The following is a 23987-nucleotide window of genomic DNA, read 5'->3' as shown; positions in this document are numbered from 1 at the left end:
CTTAGGCATCATCAAATCCCTATTATCGGCAACTAGCAAATATTATGTGGCAATTAGTCAAAAGTATCTTTTCTCCAACTGAGTATATGCCTCACGGTCACTGCTATCTGTGGCAAACGCCTTTAGTGTGGCTGCACGTAACTGGGGATTTTTTAATCGCGATCGCCTACTATTCAATTCCGGCGATGCTAATTTATTTTGTTTTCAAGCGGCGCGACGTTCCTTTTTTAGGAATATTTGCTTTATTTGGTGCATTTATTATTCTCTGCGGCACTGGTCACTTGATAGACATTTGGACGCTGTGGCATTCCGCTTATTGGCTGTCGGGGATTGAAAAAGGAATTACTGCACTGGTTTCCTGCTACACTGCTGGACAAATGGTAACACTATTGCCACAGTTTTTATCTTTGAAAACCCCCCAAGAATTAGAGGCAATTAATAGCAAGTTGCAGTGTGAAATCGCCGTGCGTCAAGATGCAGAATTAGCTTTGCGCTGTGCTTATGATGACTTAGAAATTAAAATTCAAGAACGCACCGCAGAGTTGAGAGAAATAAACGGTTATTTAGAAGCAGAAATTCGAGAAAGAATAGCTGCTGAATCGGCTTTACGCGAACGAGAAACTAGGTTAACCGAACAACAAAATGGTTTACTCGAATTAGCAAAAAATTCTAGTATATACGAGGGAAATATCGGCGAGGCGTTGAGAGAGATTACACAAATGGCAACCCGTACTCTGAATGTCGATCGGGCAAGTATTTGGTTTTATCAGGAAGATAAATCCGCCATGTCCTGTGCGGATATTTACGAACTGACTCCCAATCAACACAGCGCCGGTGCAGAACTGAAACTTGCTGACTATCCTAGCTATTTTCAAGCTTTGAATACAGAACAGGCGATCGCAGCGGTTGATGCCCAAACAGATCCCCGCACCCGAGAATTTAGCGAATCTTATTTGAAGCCTTTAAACATCTCGTCCATGCTAGATGTTCCTATTACACATAAAGGGCAAATTGCGGGTGTAATTTGTTTAGAACATCAGGGAACGACCAGGAATTGGACGCTCGACGAACAAAGCTTCGCTAGCTATGTGGCGCAGATCGCAGCTTTAGCAATGGAAGCTCGCGATCGCAAGCAAGCTGAGTTAAACTTGCGTTCTGTCACCGAACGCTTGCAATATTTGCTGGCGACTACTCCGGCGGTGATTTTTAGCTGCAAAGTAGGGGGAAATTATGACGTAACATTTGTCAGCGATAATGTTGTTTCAATGATTGGTTACGAAGCCAGAGAATTTATTGATGGTTCCCTTGATTGGCATAGCCTCATTCACCCAGACGATAGAGAGATTGTTGCTACTTCATACGGGCGAATTTTGGAAAAAGAATCGATTTCCTACGAATACCGCGAACGGCACAAAGACGGTAGTTATCGGTGGATATATGACGAGGTTAAGTTAGTCAAAGATGCTGCTGGCCTACCTGTGGAGTGCGTTGGTTATGGAGTAGATATTACTCCTCGCAAACAGGCGGAAGCAGCTTTGCAGCAACAAGTAAAAAGGGAGCGGCTGGTGAATTCCATTCAAGAGCGAATTCGTTCCTCTCTTAACTTAGAAGAAGTGCTGACAATGGCTGTTGAAGAAATCCGGCAGTTTTTGTCAACTGATAGAACAGTTATTTACCGCTTTAACCCAGATTGGAGTGGATTTATAGCCGTCGAGTCTGTAGCCGTGGGTACGATGCCGATTTTGGGAATTGACATTAATGACCCTTGTTTTCGAGAAGGCTACGTCTCGGTTTACGAGCAGGGACACCTGCGCGCGATCGACAATATTTATACGGCAGGTATTTCAGAGTGCCACGTTAATTTACTGAGCCAGTTTGAAATTAAAGCTAACCTCGTGGTTCCCATTTTGCAAGGTGAAAAATTATGGGGGCTACTCATTGCTCATCACTGCCGCAGTCAAAGGCATTGGAACTCTTCTGAGATAGAATCTCTCAAGCAAATTTCCGTGCAGCTAGCAATTGCCATCCAGCAATGCACGCTTTTTGAACAAGCCAAAACAGAAATTGCCGATCGCAAATTAGCAGAAACAGCATTACAAAAAGCTGTCGTAGCTGCTGATACAGCTAACCGCGCCAAGAGCGAATTCCTTTCTTCTATGAGCCACGAACTGCGGACTCCCCTGAATGCCATTCTCGGATTTAGTCAGGTGATGGTGCGCGATTCATCTCTCAACAATCAACACCAACAGCACCTAGAAATTATTAATCGCGCTGGTGAACACTTGCTTGCCCTGATTAATGACATTTTGGAAATGTCCAAAATTGAAGCCGGCCGAAGTCAGCTTAATGAAAGCAGTTTTAATTTAATGCGCTTGCTAAAAACCTTAGAAGAAATGTTTCGATTAAAAGCTAAATCTAAGAAATTGCAGCTAAATTTGGAAGTGGGTGACGGCGTACCACACTTTGTTACTGGAGATGAAGGTAAATTGCGGCAAATTTTGATTAATCTTGTAGGAAATGCGATCAAGTTTACAGAGAGGGGTAGCGTTACTTTGCGAGTTAAAAAGAAGGTAGGAGAAAGTTTGGGGGCTGAAACCGCAGAGTTTTCGGACACACCAATACAACTTGTCGGCGCGGGTTGTGAACATTCCGAAAGCTTAGCGGTTGAAACCACCGCTATACAAAAAAAACCCGGATGGTACACTGGTTTTAATCAGTCCGAAAGCTTGGCGGACTGTGATTGTGTAGACGCGAATCACCTTCCCCCGGAATTGTTACGCATTCAGTTTGAAATTGAAGATACTGGCCTTGGCATTGCTGCAGAAGAGATGAATAAGTTATTTGAACCCTTTGAGCAAACAAAAACAGGTCAAAAATCTCAACAGGGGACTGGGTTAGGTTTACCAATTAGCCGCAAATTTGTACAAATGATGGGAGGAAATATTACTGTCAGCAGTACACCTCAGTTGGGAAGTAAGTTTGCATTTGATATTCAAATCAACCTTGCCACTCCCACCGAGATTAAAATTCTTAAACCGCAGAAAAAAGTAATTGGTTTAGCACCGAATCAACCCGAATACCGGATTTTGGTTGTTGACGATCGCGCCGATAACTGCCTAGTCATAGACAGATTATTGTCACCACTAGGCATCCTCGTGCGAGAAGCTAGAGATGGTCAAGAAGCTATTGCTGTATGGGAGGATTGGCAACCGCACCTGATCTGGATGGATATGCAGATGCCTGTCATGGATGGCTATGAAGCCACCAGAAAAATTAAAGCTCATCCTCTCGGAAAACCAACTGTAATAGTTGCTCTTACTGCTAGCGTTTTTGAAGAGGAACGACAAACTATTTTAGGAGCAGGATGCGATGATTTCATGCGTAAACCCTTCGAGGCCAAGATATTATTTGCGAAAATGGAAGAACTTTTAGGAGTGCGTTACATTTACGAGGAATCGGGTGATGCACTACTAGAAAATGAAAGCGAAATTAGCGGAGGAACTAGCAATCAATCTGTCGAGTCACAACTCGGTCAAATGCCTCTTGAGTGGGTAGAAAAGATATCTCATGCTGCTCATGAATGTTGCGACGATAAAATTGTCAAGTTGATTGAGGAAATGCCTAGAGAATTTGCTGTAGCCGCACAAGTTTTAACTACTTTAGTGGAGGATTTCCTGTTTGACGATATTATAGAGCTAGCGCAATCCGCAGTTACCACGGTGAGAATACCAGTTTCCAACTAATCTCAACTTAGGAGCATCTCCTATTTAAAAAAGACCTAACATTAAGCCCCCACCCCTTCTCCTTGCCCTCTCTTTATAAGAGAAAAATTAAAATTTATACTGTTTCCTTTTGGTGGATAGCGAATTATTAAGTGTTAAGATCTTTGAGCTTAAAAAACAACCGTGAACCCTCGCATGGACAGCAATCAATATCCTACGATTCAAGCCAACATTTTAGTAGTTGATGATAAGCCCGATAACGTGCGGCTTTTATCTACAATCTTGACCGAACAAGGGTATCAGGTTCGTAAAGCGCTGAACGGGCAAAGGGCGATCGCGACAGTGCTGGAGTTTCCGCCAACTCTAATTTTGCTGGACGTGATGATGCCAGACATGAATGGATATGAGGTATGTGCAAAGTTGAAAGCTTCACCAAAAACCAGTTCCATTCCCGTGATTTTCTTAAGCGCCTTAGATGACGTTTTAGATAAGGTGAAAGCTTTTGATGTGGGAGGAGTTGACTATATTACTAAACCTTTTCACGCTAAAGAAGTATTGGCACGAGTGGCAAATCAGTTAACAATTCAAAGTCAACAACAGTTACTTCAAGAGCAAACGAAGCAATTCAAAGAACTTGTCGAACGTTTGCAAAACGAAATTAAAGATCGGCAGGGGGTGGAGGTAGCTTTACGGCTTGCTCAAACAAAGTCGGATGATTTATTGCTGAATATTTTACCAGCAGCGATTGTTGAAAATTTGAAAAAGGGCGAGGGTTCTCCTGCCCAGAGGTTTGATTCAGCAACAGTTCTTTTTGCCGATATTGTCGATTTTACGTCTATTGCTGCTAGAATGTTACCTCTAGAATTGGTAAATGTACTGAACCAAATTTTTTCGAGGTTTGACCAATTAACAGCAACACACGGTTTGGAAAAAATTAAAACAATTGGAGATGCTTATATGGTAGCGGGCGGGTTGCCTGTGCCGAGGGCAGATCATGTAGAAGCGATCGCGAATATGGCTTTGGATATGCAGGAAGCGATCGCTGATTTTCAAACCGACAGAGGCGAACCATTTCAAATTCGGATTGGCATTAGTACAGGGCCCGTAGTTGCTGGCGTAATTGGCACTAAAAAATTCATCTATGACTTGTGGGGAGATACTGTTAATGTTGCTTCTCGGATGGAATGTCAAGGATTACCGGGGTATATTCAAGTTACTACTGCTATTTATGAGCTGTTAAAAGATCGGTATGTATTTGAGGAAAGAGGTGCGATAACGGTTAAAGGTAAAGGAGAGATGATCGCCTATTGGCTAAAGGCTAAAAAAAGTTAGTTCAAGCTAATGGAGAAGTTATGGATCGGTTTACTTAAAAAATGAAAATAATTTGCAGTCTCAATTTTAAATTTTCGCGTACAATCTCTATGCGATCGATAAATTCTCGAAAATAGAATCTGCGTTCCGATTCCGACAAGTCCAACCAAAATTGGGGAAGAGAAACAGTTTGAGCTGTTTCTCGCAAATTCACGGGCGGTAGTTGGGCTAATTTGCTTTGCATTTCCGCAATTTCGGTGCGAATTTTGTAGGCTCTCAATTCGGCAGTTTCTGTATCTAAAATGCCATTTTCTATCAGGGCTGGCAGTTGATTTATGATTTGTTCTTTAAATTCGATCGCACTTCCCATGCCTGCTTTAACTCTATTCATATCCGGTATTTGCAACCCCGCCACAGCATCGGGTAAATCCCGACAAATTCCGGCAATGGTTAATTGCAATACTTCATCGTAGGAAAGACCGCTACATTTAGGCTGTTTTGGACAGTTAATCGGTCGCAAATAAAGGTATTCTTTTTCTTTGCGGTAGGAGGTGACTTTGGCAATTGTCATGGGCGATTTGCATTCCGCACAAATTGCTAAACCTGCGAGGGAACGTGGGGCGCTAGCGCTGCGAGGAGAAAGGCAGCGGTTGCGGCGCAGTAACCTGTCTATTTGGGCGGCTTCTTCTCGGGAAATAATCGGGACGTGGGTGTTAGAAATTACTTGGCCGTTTTGATATTCCAAATCGCCTCGGTAGGCGGGATTTGTCAGCCAGCGGCGGCCGGTACTTACAGAGATTTTTTTGTTGTATTTTTTGGCTAAATACCGCACGGAACCTCGCAAGGAACCGTAAATTAAAAAGTGTTCAAAAAAGTCTTTGACGGTGGGGGCGGTGGTTTTATCGATCGTATAACAATCTTTGCCGCGCCGGTAGCCGTAGGGAGCCTTACCCGGTGGAATCCGGGATTTGATGCGGTTGCGCGCGTGTCCTTTGCGAAGACTCCGGCTGTGTTGGCTGCGCTGGATTTCTGCGAGGATTTGCAGCAAGTTTTTGCGGTTTCGCGGTTCTGTTTCTGCTTGTACGATGATTTCGACGCCGAGGTTTTCGAGTTGGGCGAGGTGCGAACACACTTGCTGTAATGTGTCGCCTAGTTCTTCAAACCGCTGAATTAACAGGTATTTGACTGGTTCTGTTTGGCAGTCTTTGAGGAGTTGTTGCAGTTGTTGTCGCCCTCCTAAGTCTTGATAGGTGCGATCGACTTCTTGGCCCCAAATTTCCGGTGCGGGTGCTGCTTCCAGTAGCGGTTCTGTGTAAGAATAAGCGATGATTTTCATCTGTTACTCGCTGAGTTCGATGATGTTGCCGTCGGGATCTTGGGTAAATAATGCCGATCGACCTGACGCGCTCATTTGAAACGGGCAAGTGTGAGCAATTAACTGCTGTTTGGCTGCCTCTAAGTTAGCCACCGAAAATGCTAGATGTCGGTTGCGTCCCCATTTGGCATTGTCTACGGCATCTGGGATAATTGTTGCAGCTAAAATTAGGTGGAGCTGGAAGTCGCCGATTTGATACCAGATTCCGGGAAATTTTAAGTCGCGATCGATTTTTGGCAGTTCTAATACGGTGCTGTAAAAGTGTTGGGATTTTTCGAGGTTGGAGATGAGTAGGGTGGCGTGGAGGGATTGGATAATTTGCATTTTTGTTGGGATTTATTTTTTTATTTTAACGGCTGAGGCAGGCAGATGAGCGCTGATTAACGCAGATTATTTGATGTTTGTTGAGTTTTTGATATGATAACATTGTCCGTCGCTCTTAATATATCCCTTATCAAGTCTTGTAACAAAAAACTGCCCGCTGGGAGTGTTTTTAACAATGGTTTCAGAAAAAAGTGCGATCGTCTCCAGATCGGGCAAATTCCGTCTCCGCAATGTTTTGGTAGTTCCCTTTGTTCTCCAAATTTTGGCTGCTGTTGGCTGCGTTGGCTATCTCTCTTACAGAAACGGAGAGCAGATAGTCAACGATATTGTTAGTCAGTTGCGGCAGGAAGTGAGTGCGAGAGTTTACGAACGTGTTCAAACCTATCTGGAAGCTCCGCCACTGGTGAATCAGATCAATCAGGATGCTGTACCTTTGGGGGTGTTGAACTTTGACGATTTGGAGCAAGCTCGACCCTATTTTTGGAAACAAGTTCTGCAATTTAAGTCGATCGGTCACGCGGGAATTGCCAACGAAAAAGGTCAGTACCTGCGTGTGGGTTGGGTAAATCGGCTGGTTGGACTTGAACAACCTCAGCTTGCCCAGCAACTGATTCCGGGGGGCGGCGACTTGATATATTACAACCTTGACGCTGATGGAAACCGGACAACAATTGACAAAACCACGCCCAATTATGACGTTCGCACGCGCCCTTTTTACAGAGTTGTTGTTGAGAAGAAACAGGCAGCTTGGAGTGAAGTTTATATTAATTTTGGTTACGGTACGCTGCAAATTAATGCGAGTCTACCCTATTACGATGCCAAAGGGAAACTAATTGGCGTGCTGACTTGCCAGATGGGACTAGATCAAATTCGCCACTTCCTGCAAACCTTAAGGGTGGGTAATTCCGGTCAAGTATTTATCATTGAACCCCAGGGTGAATTAATAGCGACCTCGGTTAAAAAACAGCCTCTTTCGGTGGGAACAGGCAAAGATACAAAGCGGATCAAAGCACAGGAAAGCAGCAACTCGCTGATGCGTCAAAGTGTGGTTTATCTGCTCGATCACTTCAAGCGTTTGGAAGACATCCATCAAACAGTTCAACTTGACTTTAAGCTAAACGGTGAGCGGCAATTTATCCAAGTTTCTCCGCTAACTGACAAGTACGGTCTCAATTGGCTGATTGTAGTAGTAGTTCCTGAAGCGGAGTTTATGGCGCAAATTTATGCTAACACTCGCTAGACCATTTTGCTGTGTATTGTGGCTCTAATTGTCTCTGTTGGAGTGGGTATTTTCACCGCTAGCTGGATTACTCGCCCCCTCGACCAAATTGCTCAAGCTTCAGAATATCTAGCAGGTGGTGATCTCAACCAAAACGTTGATTCCAGTCGAATTCTGGAAATTGAAACCTTAAGAAATTCCTTTAACATCATGGCGAGACAACTGCAAGAATCCTTTGAAACGCTAGAAGAAAAAGTCAAAGAACGTACCTCTGAACTCGCCACAGCCACTAAACAAATTGCCACTCTCAACCAGCGCCTGAAAGCGGAAAATCTCCGCATGAGCTCCGAACTCGATATGCTCAAACAAATGCAGCAGTTGATTCTCCCTAAACCCGCAGAACTCGCAGCCATTGAAGATTTAGATATTGCCGGATTTATGGAGCCAGCCTCGGAAGTAGGCGGTGATTACTACGACGTACTTTGTACTAACGGGGTTGTCACGATTTGCATTGGTGATGTCACCGGACACGGATTAGAAAGCGGCATTTTGATGGTGATGACTCAAGCTGCTGTCCGCACTCTTCAGGAAATGCAAGAATCCAACCCGGTGCGTTTTTTAGATACCCTCAACCGCACTATTTATAAAAATGTCCAGCGCATGAACTCCGACAAAAATATGACAATAGCTTTGCTCAACTATGCCGACTGTAAAGTTAGTATTAGTGGTCAACACGAGGAAACTCTTGTGGTCAGAAAAGGCGGTCAAATTGAACGGATTGACATGATGAATTTAGGATTTCCGCTCGGCTTAGATGAGAATATTTCCGATTGGGTCAGCCATGTTTTAGTAGACTTAGAGCCGGGGGACGGGGTAGTGCTTTATACTGACGGTATCCCCGAAGCTAGAAATATCCACAAAAAATTCTACGGTATTGAAAGACTCTGTGAAGTAATTTCTCAAAACTGGCATTTGAGCGCAGAACACATCAAGGAAGCCACCATCGCTGATTTGCGAGACTTTATTGGAGAACAAAAGGTATTTGATGACATTACCTTGCTTGTTCTCAAGAAAAAGGATTAAATCCTGTCTGTTTTCCTTCTTGCTTTATTCACCCATAGCTGCTAGTCTACAATAAAGATATTTAGTATGATCGGCTGTGCTTTATACAAAAATATTTTGAATAAAATTTTATAAAACGCTGGCTCTACCGCATTAGTGATTAAAAATCTATTCTGGTCTATAAATAAATGACAAACAGCATCTTTCGACTCCTGTCAATCTTCTTAACTATCGCAACAATAACTCTGTTTCCCGGAGTTGCTAATGCAGGTCAGATTTCCCTTCACAATTCTACTAACCAGCCCATTACCTGTTATGCTGCTGGCGAGATTCGCAACACGGTTAAGCAAAATACACAGACGATCGCCCTCTCACAAGGCGAAACTCTTGCACTCAACCCAGAGGATTTCTCGACGCAAAAGATCGCTCGCGTGGAGTGTGCGGGATACAATGTGGACAATCTGAACATCACCGCAAATAGTCCCGATCGCTATTTATCTTTCACCGGTCAAGCCCAGCAGACTTTATCGGTATTGTTGTACCCCTATCTACCGACAACACCAGAAGCAAATTTTCAGCCGATGGTAAAGCGGATTGTTAATGAGTTTCAACATAAAAATCCCCAGATTTTGCTCAATGCAGTAATGACTCAAGATTTAGAATATGACACCTATACCTACAGCAATTTGCCGAACATTCTCGGTAAAAATGGATTTGATTTAGTTGAACTTGATACCTTAATGTTAGGTGATGCAGTCGATAACCATTTGATTCTTCCCGCTTCCCAAGCAATATCAACTTCAAAGTTTTGGCCAGTAGGTCTAGAAGCCTCAACTTACAACAATCAACTCTACGGTTTTCCGACTTGGCTGTGTTCATATTTTTTATTCGGGCGAGATCCGGATATTTTACAAGTTAAATCAGTGCCGGAATTAATTAATTATTTATCTCACAAACCAGCCGTAAAACCGCGATTAATTGCCAACTTTAACAGTGACTGGAATGCGATCGGCTTTTATTTGGATGGCTATACAGACTTGTTTGGGTTTGATCACGTGACAGAAGCTTTGGAGAAACCGCTCGCTCCGCAGGTAATGAACAATTTAGTAGAAATATCTGCAGAATGTGCAGTCAATGGTACAAATGGCTGTGTCAACAACTACTATAATCAAGATCCAAGCGCTGGATACCAGGACTTTTTAGCAGGGGCCAGCAGCTTTATTGGCTTTTCGGAAAATTCTTTTTATATCCGCTTGTCCGATCCCCAAAAACTACCTCTTTTTGCTACACCAGCTCCCTATGGTCAGGAACTTAAACCATTGGTTTTTGCTGATAGTTTAGTTATGAACTCTTCAAGATGTAACAATCAAAATTGTCAAGCTAATGGCGTCAAATTTATCGACTACATGAGCAGCGTTGATACAAAACTCTGGATTGCTTTTAGCGAAGATTTAGATAGCGGTACGCCACCCAGGCGATCACTACCAGCCATCAAAGCTTTCTACAGCCAGCCACGAGTCCAGCAAGACGAACTATATCCGCAATTCGCACCAGTAGTCAAGAACCAAAACGCAAATTTTCCTAACTCTATTTCCGAAAATAAAAAAATAGCGATGTACCAAGAATTTTGTAGGGAATTTAACCAAGAGGAACCGGAATATCCCAAATGTGAATTGAATAGGCGAGATATCCTACGAAGCAAGCGCTTCAAAGGTTTTTAACAAAATGGCTCGGATGTATGAGCGGTTAGCGATCGACAAATTATTATTCTTTGCTCAGGCATTAGTGAAACCTTGCGGGCTGTAGTAAACTAATCACTAATTACCGAAAACTTTTTTATCTTGATTAAAGCAAAAGTTGACTATGATTTAGCAACCTGAGCGGCGGTAAGTACGTTCTGAATCGCTGAAACCTTGCCCTTAATTGCATCGATCCATCGATTTTTGCCCTCTTCCTTCAACATCTACTATAGCAACTATGACCCTGATCTCAATTCCTGGCTACCGTGCGATCGAACAACTCTACTCTGGCCCCAGAACCTCCGTTTATCGAGGTTTTTCGGAATCAGACAATCAACCAGTTGTCATCAAACTGCTCAAGTCTGAGTATCCGACTTTCAGTGAACTGGTGCAGTTTCGCAATCAGTACACCATTGCCAAAAATATTGAAAATTCCGGTATTGTCAAACACTTAAGTCTGGAAGTATACCGTAACGGTTTTGCCTTAGTGATGGAGGACTTTGGCGGTATTTCTCTGGCAGAATACATCACCAATGATGCTTGGGGTATTCAGGGAAAATTTACTAATTGCCTAGGGAATTTTTTACATATTGCCATTAGAATTTGCTCTTGTTTAGAAGCAATATATAACAGCAAAGTTATTCACAAAGATATCAAACCCCAGAATATTATAATCAACCCTAACACTAAAGAAATTAAACTAATAGACTTTAGTATTTCCTCGCTTTTGCCTCGAGAAAATCAAGAAATCAAAAATCCCAACATCTTAGAAGGGACATTAGCTTATATGTCTCCCGAACAAACTGGAAGAATGAATCATGGGATTGACTACCGCACCGATTTTTACTCGCTAGGAGTAACTTTTTACGAAGTGTTGACAGGACAATTGCCATTTCAATCTCATGAACCGATGGAATTGATTCATTCTCACATTGCTCGCCAGCCAATTCCCCCGATCTCCCTAAATCCTGCCATCCCCCAAGTATTGAATGACATCGTACTCAAACTGATGGCGAAAACAGCGGAAGCACGCTATCAAACAGTTGTTGGCATCAAACACGATTTAGAAAAATGCTTAAAAGAATACTCGGATCAGGGCAGTATTCAAATGTTTGAACTAGGCAGCAGAGACATTTCTGAACGCTTGGTCATTCCCGAAAAACTTTACGGCAGAGAAACCGAAGTTTTGACCCTATTAGCAGCGTTCAACCGCGTCGCCTGTCCCCAGGAAAATTTCGCAACCGCCGATTTGGAGGTTTCCCTTACTAGCAGCCGAGAGCCTCATAAACTCCCCCGTACAGCTACTACCGAAATCATGCTGGTAGCAGGCTTTTCCGGGATTGGCAAAACCGCTGTCGTTAACGAAGTTCACAAGCCGATCGTCCAGCAGCGGGGATACTTTATCAAAGGAAAATTCGACCAATTCAGGCGCGATATTCCCTTTTCCGCCTGGGTGCAAGCTTTGCAAAATTTCCTGCGGCAACTACTGACAGAAAGCGTTACTCAAGTTCAGCATTGGCAAGCCCAAATATTGTCCGCTTTAGGCGATAATGCTCAGGTCATTATTGATGTTATCCCAGAATTAGAACTGCTGATTGGCAAGCAACCTGCTGTCCCGGAATTAGAACCCAGTCCTGCACAAAATCGCTTCAATCTGTTATTTCAAAAGTTCATTCGTGTCTTTGCTACCAAAAATCACCCCTTGGTCATCTTCTTAGATGATTTGCAATGGGCTGATTCAGCATCTCTGAAATTAATGCAATTGTTGCTGGGCGAATCCGAGGGTCAACATTTGCTGCTAATTGGTGCTTATCGAGATAATGAAGTTTCCAGCGTTCATCCATTAATGCTGACTTTATCAGAGATTCGCAATCTACCAAACCGCAGTATTGATAGACCAGCCCCTCTAATTAATCAAATTACTCTCGCGCCACTTTCAAAAATTGACCTAAATCGTCTGGTTGCTGATGCTTTAACTTGTCCGACAGAACGCTCTCTTTCCTTGACAGAATTGATATTTCAAAAAACTAAAGGCAATCCTTTTTTTAGCAATCAATTCCTCAAAAAACTGTACGAAGATAAGTTAATTTATTTCGATTTTACCCCCTGGAAAGGGGGAGAAAGGGGTGGTTGGAAGTGCGATATTACTAAAATTAGAGAATTAGCAGTCAGCGATGATGTCGTTTATTTTATGGCGAATCAATTGCAGAAATTGCCGATCGCTACTCAAAATATTTTACAATTAGCTGCTTGTATTGGCAGTCAATTTGATTTAGAAACCTTAGCAGTTGTTTGCGAAAAATCTCAAAAAGACACCGCGGCGGATTTGTGGAAAGCATTGCAAGAAGGTCTAATTTTACCGCAAAGTGAAGTTTATAAGTTTTTTACAGAGGCTGGGGAGTCTGCACAATTAGCTGTTGCTGATTGTCAATTACCAAGTTACAAATTTTTGCACGATCGCGTTCAACAAGCCGCCTACTCTTTGATACCCGACGAGGCAAAACAGTCAACTCACCTGAAAATTGGTAGATTGTTGTTGAGTAATACCCCAGAAGATGAAAAAGAAGAGCAGATATTTGATATAGTCAACCACTTGAACATTGGACGAGAATTAATTGTCGATCGCACGGAACAAAATCAACTAGCTTCCTTGAATTTAATTGCTGGACGTAAAGCTAAAACTTCCACAGCTTATGCTGCTGCTGTTGATTACTTAACTATCGGCCGAAACCTGCTAGCCGATGATAGCTGGACAAATTTATACGACTTGACGATTGATCTTTATGTAGAAGCAGTTGAAGCCGAATATTTGAATACCAATTTCGATGTGTCGCACCAACTGGCGGAAATAGTTCTATCTCGATCGCAAAACTTTCTCGATAAACTCAGAGTTTACGCAGTGCAAATTCAGTCTTATATTGCTCAAAATCAGATGAAATCGGCAGTAGATACTGGATTGCAAGTTTTGGGAATGCTTGGTGTTTCTTTGGAAACCGAACTTCCCGCTACAGTGGAGATTTCTGCCTTAGCTAATTGGCCAGAAATTAATGATGCTTATAAAATTGCTGCTTTGAGGATTTTATGTGCGATCGCTTCTGCCGCTTATCTAGCTAGTCCAGAAATTTACCCCACAGTTGTGTTTACAATGGCACATATTTGTAGCAAATATGGGAACTCTGCACCGGCTAGTTATGCCTATGCTTGTTGCAGTTTAATCTGTGAAGTAATCGGAGAAATTGAATTAGGCTATCAATACGGCCAACTATCTTTGCAGGTATTAGATAAATTCCCATCCCAAGAATTTCACTCGAAAGTGGTGATGGTGTACAATGCTTGTGTGAGACATTGGAAAGAACCCAGTCGATCGACCATACCGTCTTTGCTCTCAGCAGTCCAAAGTGGTTTAGAAACAGGGGATATCGAGTATGCTTGCTATTCGGGTATGTATCTTTGCATCTACAGCTTTTTTAGCGGTGAAGACTTAACATCGGTAGATAAAAAATACGAGCAGTATTTGGAACTAATGCTGAATTCCAAACAAGAATATCAGACTTATTATACTAAAATCTGGCGACAACTCACATTAAATTTACAAGGATTAGCTGAGGATAATTGTCGGTTAGTTGGGGACAGCTTTAATGAAGATGAAATGTTGCCAGTTTTGCTAGCCGCCAATAATGTCTCTTCCATCTTTGGGGTGTATTTTGCTAAATTGGTTGTGAATTATTTGTTTGGCGATCGCGATCGTGCTGTGGAAAATGCCCAGCTAGCAGAGCAATATGTCGCTGGTGTCGGCTCGTTGATGATGGTTCCCCAGCACAACTTTTACCATTCCCTCGCCCTGCTGGCACTGTATCTCCATGCTGAGTCGATCGCTCAGGAACAATACTTAAACCAAGTCAGAGCCAATCAGGAAAAAATGCAAACCTGGGCATTCCACGCACCGATGAATTATCAGCACAAGTATGACTTAGTAGCCGCAGAAATCGCACGAGTATTGGGACACAGGCTCGAAGCCATCGATTTGTACGATCGCGCTCTTGCTACTGCCCAAGAAAACCAATACCTCCAAGAAGAAGCATTAGCAGGTGAACTTGCAGCTAAATTTTATCTGGAATTAGGTAAAGATAAAATTGCCCGCGTCTATCTAACTGACGCTTATTACGCTTATGCTCGCTGGGGAGCTCAGGCAAAAATTGATGATTTAGAACAAAAATATCCCCAATTACTCGCCCCCATTGTAGAACAAAAAACAAGTTTGTATGGAGGAGATACCATTGCTCAGACTATAGTCGGAACCATCAGTTCAAGTGGGAAGAATATTTCTGATATTCTCGATTTGGCAACAGTTATTAAAGCTTCTCAAGCCATATCGGGGCAAATAAACATTGATGAATTGTTGTCAATTTTAATGCAAGTATTGATAGAAAATGCTGGCGCGTCAAAAGGCTCTCTCATCTTAGAAAGGGATGGTGAATTATCCATCGTTGCTAAATATTTAGGCGATAGCTGCTATTTGCCAAATATTCCACTCTCTCAAAGCCAAAACCTTCCCATCACTGCCATTAACTACGTCTGGCGTACCAGAGAAACCTTAGTAATTAACGATATTGCTACTGAAAATATCTTTGCTGCCGACCCCTACATTATTCAGCACCCACCTAAATCTGTATTGTGTACTCCAATTGTAAACCAAGGTAAAGCGATGGGCATTGTGTACTTAGAAAACAATCTCGCCACAGGTGCATTTACTCCTGACAGATTGGAAGTTTTAAAAATCCTATCTTCCCAAGCGGCTATTTCGCTCGAAAATGCTCTGTTCTATCAAACTCTAGAAGATAAAGTTGAAGAACGTACAGCCCAACTAGCTCATGCTAATCAGGCAATCTCTGCCCTCAACCAGCGCCTCAAAACCGAAAATCTGCGGATGAGTACCGAACTCGAAATCCTCAAACAAATGCAGCAGTTAATTCTGCCCAAATATGCAGAATTAGCAGCAATTACAGAGTTAGATATTGCTGGATTTATGGAGCCAGCAGATGAAGTTGGTGGCGATTACTACGACGTACTTTATACTGAAGGAGTGGTGACTATTGCCATTGGTGATGTCACCGGACACGGACTAGAAAGCGGCATTTTGATGGTGATGACTCAAGCGGCTGTTCGCACTTTGAAGGAAGTTCAAGAACTAGACCCGGTTCGCTTTTTAGATACCCTCAACCGCACTATTTATAAAAATGTCCAGCGCATGAACTCCGACAAAAATATGACACTAGCTTTGCTCAACTATGCCGACTGTAAAGTTAGTATTAGTGGTCAACACGAGGAAACTCTTGTGGTCAGAAAAGGCGGTCAAATTGAACGGATTGACATGATAAATTTAGGATTTCCGCTTGGCTTAGATGAGAATATTTCCGATTGGATTAGCCATGTTTTAGTAGACTTAGAGCCGGGGGACGGGGTAGTGCTTTATACTGACGGTATCCCCGAAGCTAGAAATATCCACAAAAAATTCTACGGTATCGAAAGACTATGTGAAGTGGTTTCTCAAAACTGGCATTTGAGCGCCGAACAAATCAAGGAAGCCACCATCGCTGATTTGCGAGACTTTATTGGAGAACAAAAGGTTTTTGATGACATTACTTTGCTAGTATTGAAGCAACAGGGAAATATTGTGCATAATTTATGATTGATGGTCGTCAACCCGGTTTCTACGAAGAATATGGGATTTAGTGACCAAACTTCGACGCCGAAACAGGATTTCGAGTTCTCCCCGTTTAAGTTCTAATAATTTACCGCGAGCGAGTCAAACAATTTTGCGCTTCCCGATTCGGAAGTATAAATTATGAAACCACAAATAAATTTAGCCCCCTCTAAATCTCCAGAAAATCTCTATACCCAGCTACAGGAGTTGAGCGAAAAACTTGAGGAAGTAGAGGATGAAAAAAACAGCTATGAAACCTTAGTAGAAATTATCACGCAACACTCCACGGATCTCGAAAACCAGATCCGTCATAAAAATCGAGAGATGCAGACTTACATCGAGCAGGTAAAAAAGGTGATAGATGCAGCTATTGCTGTGAAAAATAACAGCTTTGAACCCCAGATATTGTCAGAGGTGGCAGCGCGCAGTGATGCACTGGGAGAACTGGCACAGGTATTTTCGCATATGGTGCAAACGGTGAAAGCGCGGGAACAAGAATTAGAGAAACTTTTGCAAGCTTACGGACGTTTTGTTCCCGATGAATATCTCCAATTTCTCGGCAAGCAGAGCATTGTTGATTTCCAGCTTGGAGATCACGTCAGCAAAGAGATGGCCATTATGTTTTCCGATATGCGTTCCTTCACCACGATGGCGGAGCAAATGACTCCTCAAGAAAACTTTGATTTCATCAATAACTATTTACAGCAAATTAGTCCCGAAATTCGTAAGCACAACGGTTTTATTGTCAAGTATATTGGAGATGGAGTCATGGCAGTTTTTCCTGATGGCGTTGATGATGCTATTCAGGCAGGAATTGTGAAATTGGAGCAGTTGCAGAAATACAATCAAAGCCGTAAAATAAATGGGGATATACCGCTGAAGATTGGCATTGGTATCCATGTGGGTGATACGATGGTTGGGATTATTGGAGACGCGAATCGGATGCAAGCAGATGCGCTCTCAGATCATGTCAATCTCACCGCTCGTCTGGAAGGTTTGACTAAGTATTATGGCGTATCTTTATTAATTTCTGGAGATGTGGTACAACGTTTGAGTCAACCCGAAAAGTATCATATCCGTTTTTTGGATCGGGCTATTGTCAAAGGTAGACAAGAAGCCATTACAGTTTGTGAGGTGTTAGATGTTGAAGTAGAACCAGTGCGATCGCTCAAAATTCAAACTTTGCCTATATTTGAGGAGGGACTCGAAGAATATTCTCAGGGAAATTTCGCTAAGGCCATAGTTTGTTTTGAACAGATAGTGGCCCTAAATCCAGATGACAAGCCCAGTCAACTTTACCTAAAACGCATCCAATCGCTGTTAGAAAAGAGTATTCCCGCTAACTGGAATGGCGTGTGGAAATTCACCCAGAAGTGACATTAATACATCAATTGGAGGCAGAAAAATCATGACATCTGGAAGCTTAAAAACAATGACACAAATTTTTGGAGAATTCATTGAAGAATTTCCTCCTGAACACGACTCCCTAGAACTTACATTTACCCCCAGTTCTCGCCCCATCAAACAGCGCTGGCGAAACAACAGGCTTTCTGCTCATTTTGTAGCCGATTATTTGTCTAGCTTTCTACCGGTGGATGAGGAGGATGCTAGCAGCGAGAAACGGATAAAAGAAAGCAAGGGAGCTGTGAGCTACGTAGCCAACGAACTGTTAGAAAATGCGATAAAATTTAATAACGATGATACCAATTACAAGGTCAGATTTGGCATACATTTTATTGGTGACACAGATGTGACGGCAGTAATTTTTGCCAGTAATAGTGTCAATCCACAAGGGGCAAATAAGTTGAAGGAGTTTATTGAAGAAATTATGGCTTCCGATCCCAATGAACTTTATTTGCAGCAGCTTGAAAAGAATGCGGAATCGGAAAGTGACACATCGGGATTGGGATTGCTGACGATGATTAATGACTATTCAGCTAAGATAGGTTGGAAATTCGATCGCAGGCCAGATAGTGATACCATAATTCTTACGACTGTAGTTCAAATTAGGGTCTAGTTTCTAGCATTTCAATGTTTACTCTCTTGTGCGATCGCAATATTTTAGTCAGGAAACACAATCACAATGGGCATTCAAGAAATTAAAGGTGAAGATTACAGCATTCAGTACGATCCAGAATCAGTCACAGCCACTTTCCAAGGCGAACTCAGCCTGAGCGGCCCTCCAGAGTATGCACCAATAGTCGAATTGTTAGATGAGGTCGCCAATCGCGAACCGCCTACTATTACCTTGAACCTAAAACAATTGGATTTTGTTAACAGTTCTGGTATCAGTATGCTGTCTAAATTTGTCATCAGCGTCCGGAAAAAGAAAACGATTAAACTTTTGGTATTGGGTTCAAATGATATTCCTTGGCAACAGAAATCTCTCAGAAATTTAGAAAAGCTGTTGCCAACTTTGAAGTTAGAATTAGAGTAGGATATGTGTAAATTTTAACTACAGTTAACACAGGCGGGACGCCCGTGCCACAGTTAACACAGGCGGGACGCGCGTGCCACAGTTAACATAGATAAATTTGGATGATTAGTAAATTGCTTAAGTTTGCTGGATCGGGAGTTCAATGATAAACTCGGTTCCCTTGCAGGGTTCCGACTCGCACCGAAGCGATCCTCGGTGATTTTCTACTAAGATTTTGTAGACAATAGACAATCCTAAACCAGTACCTTTACCGATTTCCTTGGTGGTGAAAAACTGCTCGAACATTCGTTCTTTTATCTCTGCTGTCATTCCGGTTCCAGTGTCAGCAATCCGCACTCTCACGCGATCTGGCCCTGCTAATTCTGTGCTGATAGAAATTTTTAGCGCAGCATAGGGCTGAGTTTGTGATGCCTCGTCCAAAGCATCGATCGCGTTGCTAATTATATTCATAAATACTTGATTGAGCTGTCCGGCATAACACTCTACAGCAGGCAATTTTCCATAATTTTTAACTAATTGAATGTCGCGACGGTCTGTTTTAGAATTGAGACGGTTTCGCAAAATTAACACGGTGCTATCAATGCTGTCGTGCAAATCACACAGCGTCATGTTACTGTTATCGGTTCGCGAAAAATTACCCATAGATTTGACAATTTCGCGAATGCGATTGGAACCCAGTTGCATGGAAGAGATAACTTTAGGCAAGTCTTCAACTATAAAACCAAGATCTATCTCTTCGATTTTATCTGTGATTTCGGGACAGGGATTGGGATAGCATTCTTGATAGAGACACAGCAGGTTCAACAAATCTTGAGTATAAATTGCGGCATGGCTCAAGTTGCCGTAAATAAAACTAACTGGGTTATTAATTTCGTGGACGATACTAGCCATTAGCGCCCCCAGCGAAGACATTTTTTCGCTGTGGAGGAGTTGAGCTTGAGTTTGTTTTAGTTCGCAAAGTGCGCGATCGATCTCGGCGGCTTGAGCTTCCGCTTTCGAGGTAGCAGCACAACTTTCTTGATAAAGTTCAACCTGTTTAAGGTCGATTTCAAATTGTTCGATTTCGCTTTCTTGCTGGTATTGACTCACCACGGCATCGAAAGCTTCTAGCAACTCGCCGCCCGCTGCTTCGACAATATACAGCAGGTGGGGATTTTCCAGCCTGAGTTCGGCATCGGGAACTTGCAGCAATGCTTTTATTCGATCGATATATTGGCGGACTTGTTTGTCTAGATACAGTGGCGCCTCAAAATACAGTGCCTTGACGGTGGCTGAAGGGGGACTCACTAAGTTGATGCTGCTGTCAGTATTAATTAAGTCGCGGTGTGATTTTTCCATAAGCTCGATCGCCTCTAACAAATTCCCCCGCAGTTTGGATCTTTCTACCCCATTCTGAGAACAAACTAACCTCATGCAAAAAAAAGCCGTTCGTTGGGAAAGCATTCGCTGACGGCCGCTGATATTAATTACCGCAGCACTAATTTTTCTGGCTGTCGTAATTTCTTCCAGATTAAAATAGTTCCTCATTGCAGCCATTGGTAATATCCCCGACTCAACTAAATGTCTGTAGCTCCTGCTGACACAAGATTTAAGAGCCATAATAAAAAATTGTACAATACACTAAGCAATATATTATGTATTTCTTACTAAAGTAGTATACTAAAATACAATTATTTTCAATTAGTAGTTGATCACAATTTTTATGAGTCGCCTTCTTGCACCGTTTTTCTTAATTATTCAAAAAATTACCAATCAACTTCGCCATAATTTGAGCTTGAGTTTGTGGCAACCCGTGAGCAGCATTAGGAATAATTGCTAACTCGGCCCCCGGTATCTCATTAGCGTAGGTTTCACAGTGCCATAGAGGAATTGTTTCGTCACTCTCTGCGGCTATGACTAAGGTAGGAATTTGCAATTTGTGAATTTCTTTTTCTACTGTATCAACTGCGTCTTCCGGCCGCATCCGGCTCATTAAAAATGACCTTGCTACTGGTTGAGACATTAACTCCCTGCGCCACCCGGCAATTTGCTGCAATTTCTCACTTTTTCCAGCTAAACTAGCAAAAGGTTTTGCCAACTGCAAGGCCCAATCCACGGCTGGGGTTTCCCACAACAGCGGCCGCAAAGCATCATATTGACCACAAAAAGTGTCGTCCCGAATTCCCGCCGGTGCTGCTAAGACTAAACTGCTAACAGAATTAGGATATTTTAGAGAATATGCAGATGCTACCCAACCGCCAAAAGAATGTCCGATAATGCAGCAGGGTTCGATATTTAGTTGTTCTACAACTTGCCGGACAAAATCAACTTCTACAGCTACGTCATAGCGGATTTCTGGTTTACTGGATTCTCCAAAACCCAACATATCTAAACTGATGCACCGAAACTGAGATTGCAATAACTCTATTAATGACAGCCAGCAAGTCTTTTCTCCGAAGAAACCGTGCAGCATCAATAAGGGTCTGCCGCACCCGATGTCCAGGTAGGCGGCTGTTTGGGTGGTACTATTGACAAATGTACTTAATGTGTGAGTTTGTCCTACAAGTGCTTGAGACTGCATGGCGATCGACTCCTGATAGGTAAGATACATTTGTAAACAATTGTAACAAAACAGCAGTCCAAAGGTTAAAGTTCATTACGGAGTACACAATTAGAAATAGACCATGATATTCTCTATAATTATTAGAAAATACTGCAAACTCAAAGCAGGAGAACACTTTGAACTCTACTTTAAAACAGTACCCGGCTTGCTCTCTTCGCGAAGATGTCAGTGAGTACGTAGCACACCTACAGCTTCACATGACGTTACAAGCTCGCAACTTGCTCCCTACCATTACCACCGCTAAGGATAGTCGCGAACAACTGTTGCAGCAGACTCAGGCTCATTTTGAGAAACGAGTTTCTCGACAAACTCTTTAAACAAATTTTCGGTTTCCCCAATTTACGATCGCCCGCGATCGAACTTTCCCAAATTTCAGCATCCCAGAAACCCGGTAGCCTCAAAAATACCGGGTTTCTTTTCGGCTAATTACGCAGGGGGCCCGGTTTTGGGTAATATGCCTTGGGTGTGCTTTAAATTTAATGTCTATGCGAATTCCGATTATTGCATTTTTGACTTTTGCGTCGCTGGCTGGCGACGAATTGGCGGCGCGGGCGATCGATCCGACTGCCGCACCGACTCAGGCGGAGTTTAGAGAGGGAACCGCAGAAATTGACAGGCGAGACGCCTGTCCCACAAGGGCACAGAGGGAGGAGGATCAGGTGAGTCTCACATCTGGCACCATTCTCAAGAACGGGCAAGATGCCCGTTCCACAAGAGATGAATTGTTTTGTGGAACAGGCAAGATGCCTGTTCCTAAAAAGCTGATTGAGAATGGTGCAACCTCTCAGGTGAACCCAACTGTGCAGAATTTGCCGGCATCCGATGAGCTCGCAGCTTCTGGAGAAGTACGCGCGGCGCAGCTATCCCCTAGGGAATCGCCCTCTCTCAAGTCCAGCCACAATAAAGATTTTACATCTCTGTTAAAAACTCCGGCGACGATCGCGGCAAAAGCCGAAATCCCCGAAGCAGTAAACAGCAACGCCCGACAGCTAGGCGGTACTCTACAAATCAGTCAAGCAAGCAATGCTGAAGGCGTTTACGTTGCTGAGGTGAAAATTCGCTTTGTCAATTCCAGAGGCGAAGCTGTTGATAAAAAAGGGAATCCGGTTGAGGGCAAAATTTCGGAAGATTTTATCCGAGGCGAACTCAAACTCAAGGCGGGGGATAACTACAGCCGGGAAGTGGTGCGATCGGATTTGCAGCAGTTGCAGCAATTGGGATTGTTTGACAAGGTTACGGTTTCGATTGAAGAAGTTGGCACGGATGTTAATGTAATTTACAACGTTCAAGAGCGATCGGCTCGCTCTTTTAGCGTGAGTGCCAGTCTTAGTGATGATGTTGGCGTTGCTGTTCCTCTTTCCTATACCGATCGAACTTTCGGCCGGGTGCCACAGCGGCTGGCGGTGGATGTTCAGCCCAGCCTCCGAGGTATCCAGTACGATGTCCAGTTTGTCAGCCCTTACGTTGCCGCCGAAGACCGATTGGGATACAGTGTGAGAGCTTTTGGCGATCGCAGAATATCGGAAATTTTCAACAAGGATATTGATTTGCCCAACGGGAACCGAGTTCGGGAAATTCGGGTGGGGGGAAATCTCAGGTTTACCAGACCTTTGGGCGATTGGCAATCGACTTTGGGACTGAATTATACAAACATTAGTACGCGCGATCGCAACTTAAATATCGCCCGCCGCGACGAACTCGGCAATCCTCTCACATTCAGCGACAGCGGCGTTGACGAGTTATACACTGTTTCTTTTGGTGCGATGCTCGATCGGCGGGACAATCCATTCAACCCCACCAGCGGCTCGATTCTCAGCCTCAGCACCGAGCAGTCGATACCTCTGGGGCGAGGTAACATTGTGAGTAACAGGCTGTTGGCAAATTATATACAGTATGTGCCAGTAACTTTGTTGGGCATCAGCGAGTCCGAAGCCTTGCCCGAAATGCTGGCTTTTAACTTGCAAGCGGGCACGGTAATCGGGGATTTGCCACCAACGGAAGCTTTTCGCCTCGGCGGCCGCAATTCCGTGCGGGGTTACGACGGCGGGGATATTGGCAGTGGCCGGAGTTATTTTTTGGCTTCGGGTGAATATCGGTTTCCTGTGGGTCAGGATGTTGGCGGCGTAATATTTGTTGATTTTGCGTCGGATTTGGGAACGGGAGATAGTGTACTCGGAAAACCGGCGGTAGTCAGGGACAAACCGGGGACTGGGGCGGGTGTTGGGGTGGGTGTGAGGGTGCGATCGCGCTTTGGATTAATTCGCTTAGATATGGCGGTTAGCGACTCCGGCGATCTCAAATTTATACTCGGTACAAAGCAGCGATTTTAAATTAGTCATCAGTCAGTAGTCATTAGTCACGAGTTAAGTGTAGATACAAGAAGCGATTTCAATTGCCAGTTGCTAAAAAAAGGTTTCAGCCCAGGGTTTTAAACAGCGCAGTGTCGGTGATTGCTGCGTCTGATTGGGCGAGTTGTCGATCGAATAATTGAG

15 protein-coding genes are annotated in these 23987 nt (G+C 43.3%); 11 read left to right on the top strand and 4 right to left on the bottom strand.

Going from position 1 to position 23987, the window contains the following annotated elements:
• Window positions 1-44: 44 nt before the first annotated feature.
• Together QUA70_RS15950 and QUA70_RS15945 are read left to right on the top strand one after the other, a co-directional pair.
• Window positions 45-3743, top strand: coding sequence for a GAF domain-containing protein (locus QUA70_RS15950; protein ID WP_333348493.1), 3699 nt, complete (start codon window positions 45-47; stop codon window positions 3741-3743).
• 174 nt (window positions 3744-3917) lie between these two features.
• Window positions 3918-5054, top strand: a complete 1137-nt coding sequence (locus QUA70_RS15945) for an adenylate/guanylate cyclase domain-containing protein (RefSeq protein ID WP_333331610.1) — start codon at window positions 3918-3920, stop codon at window positions 5052-5054.
• Window positions 5055-5088: 34 nt separating this feature from the next.
• Here the strand turns inward: QUA70_RS15945 and QUA70_RS15940 are convergent, their stop codons facing one another.
• A complete protein-coding gene (locus QUA70_RS15940) occupies window positions 5089-6369 on the bottom strand; it encodes a recombinase family protein (RefSeq protein WP_333348495.1) in 1281 nt (426 codons plus the stop codon).
• A gap of 3 nt (window positions 6370-6372) precedes the next feature.
• Window positions 6373-6732, bottom strand: coding sequence for a VOC family protein (locus QUA70_RS15935; RefSeq protein ID WP_333348496.1), 360 nt, complete (start codon window positions 6730-6732; stop codon window positions 6373-6375).
• A 175-nt stretch (window positions 6733-6907) separates the two neighbouring features.
• Here QUA70_RS15935 and QUA70_RS15930 point away from each other — a divergent pair, with 175 nt between their 5' ends.
• The 7 genes from QUA70_RS15930 (at window position 6908) to QUA70_RS15900 (ending at window position 18893) form a co-directional block, all read left to right on the top strand.
• On the top strand, window positions 6908-7972 hold the full coding sequence (locus QUA70_RS15930) for a cache domain-containing protein (RefSeq protein WP_333348498.1): 1065 nt from the start codon (window positions 6908-6910) through the stop codon (window positions 7970-7972).
• A 42-nt stretch (window positions 7973-8014) separates the two neighbouring features.
• Window positions 8015-9034 carry a SpoIIE family protein phosphatase gene (locus QUA70_RS15925; protein ID WP_333410498.1) on the top strand — a complete coding sequence of 340 codons (1020 nt, stop codon included), beginning with the start codon at window positions 8015-8017 and terminating at the stop codon, window positions 9032-9034.
• 167 nt (window positions 9035-9201) lie between these two features.
• Complete coding sequence (locus QUA70_RS15920; protein ID WP_333348502.1) at window positions 9202-10734, top strand: hypothetical protein; 1533 nt, start codon at window positions 9202-9204, stop codon at window positions 10732-10734.
• A 256-nt stretch (window positions 10735-10990) separates the two neighbouring features.
• Window positions 10991-16441 (top strand): AAA family ATPase, encoded by a 5451-nt coding sequence (locus QUA70_RS15915; RefSeq protein WP_333348504.1) that lies wholly within the window; start codon window positions 10991-10993, stop codon window positions 16439-16441.
• Between the two features lie 156 nt (window positions 16442-16597).
• Entirely contained in the window at window positions 16598-17833 is a 1236-nt protein-coding gene (locus tag QUA70_RS15910) for an adenylate/guanylate cyclase domain-containing protein (RefSeq protein WP_333331538.1), read from the top strand.
• Window positions 17834-17864: 31 nt separating this feature from the next.
• The gene (locus tag QUA70_RS15905) at window positions 17865-18473 is read left to right on the top strand and encodes a DUF6272 family protein (RefSeq protein WP_333331541.1); all 609 of its coding nucleotides are present in this window, start codon (window positions 17865-17867) and stop codon (window positions 18471-18473) included.
• Between the two features lie 66 nt (window positions 18474-18539).
• The gene (locus tag QUA70_RS15900) at window positions 18540-18893 is read left to right on the top strand and encodes a slr1659 superfamily regulator (RefSeq protein ID WP_333331544.1); all 354 of its coding nucleotides are present in this window, start codon (window positions 18540-18542) and stop codon (window positions 18891-18893) included.
• Window positions 18894-19010: 117 nt separating this feature from the next.
• On the opposite strand, the gene QUA70_RS15895 is transcribed toward QUA70_RS15900, so the two are convergent.
• Together QUA70_RS15895 and QUA70_RS15890 are read right to left on the bottom strand one after the other, a co-directional pair.
• Complete coding sequence (locus QUA70_RS15895; protein ID WP_333348506.1) at window positions 19011-20492, bottom strand: ATP-binding protein; 1482 nt, start codon at window positions 20490-20492, stop codon at window positions 19011-19013.
• A 130-nt stretch (window positions 20493-20622) separates the two neighbouring features.
• Window positions 20623-21483 carry an alpha/beta hydrolase gene (locus QUA70_RS15890; protein WP_333348508.1) on the bottom strand — a complete coding sequence of 287 codons (861 nt, stop codon included), beginning with the start codon at window positions 21481-21483 and terminating at the stop codon, window positions 20623-20625.
• A 128-nt stretch (window positions 21484-21611) separates the two neighbouring features.
• Between QUA70_RS15890 and QUA70_RS15885 the strand changes: the two genes are divergently transcribed.
• Window positions 21612-21812, top strand: coding sequence for a hypothetical protein (locus QUA70_RS15885; RefSeq protein WP_242720238.1), 201 nt, complete (start codon window positions 21612-21614; stop codon window positions 21810-21812).
• A gap of 162 nt (window positions 21813-21974) precedes the next feature.
• On the top strand, window positions 21975-23825 hold the full coding sequence (locus QUA70_RS15880) for a BamA/TamA family outer membrane protein (protein ID WP_333348510.1): 1851 nt from the start codon (window positions 21975-21977) through the stop codon (window positions 23823-23825).
• The last annotated feature ends 162 nt before the right edge of the window (window positions 23826-23987 follow it).

Origin of the sequence: Microcoleus sp. LAD1_D5, from assembly GCF_036702115.1 — a bacterium.
Taxonomy (GTDB): Bacteria; Cyanobacteriota; Cyanobacteriia; order Cyanobacteriales; family Microcoleaceae; genus Microcoleus.
Note: the sequence above shows the minus strand (reverse complement) of the source record. Positions and strands in the feature narration are given on the sequence as shown.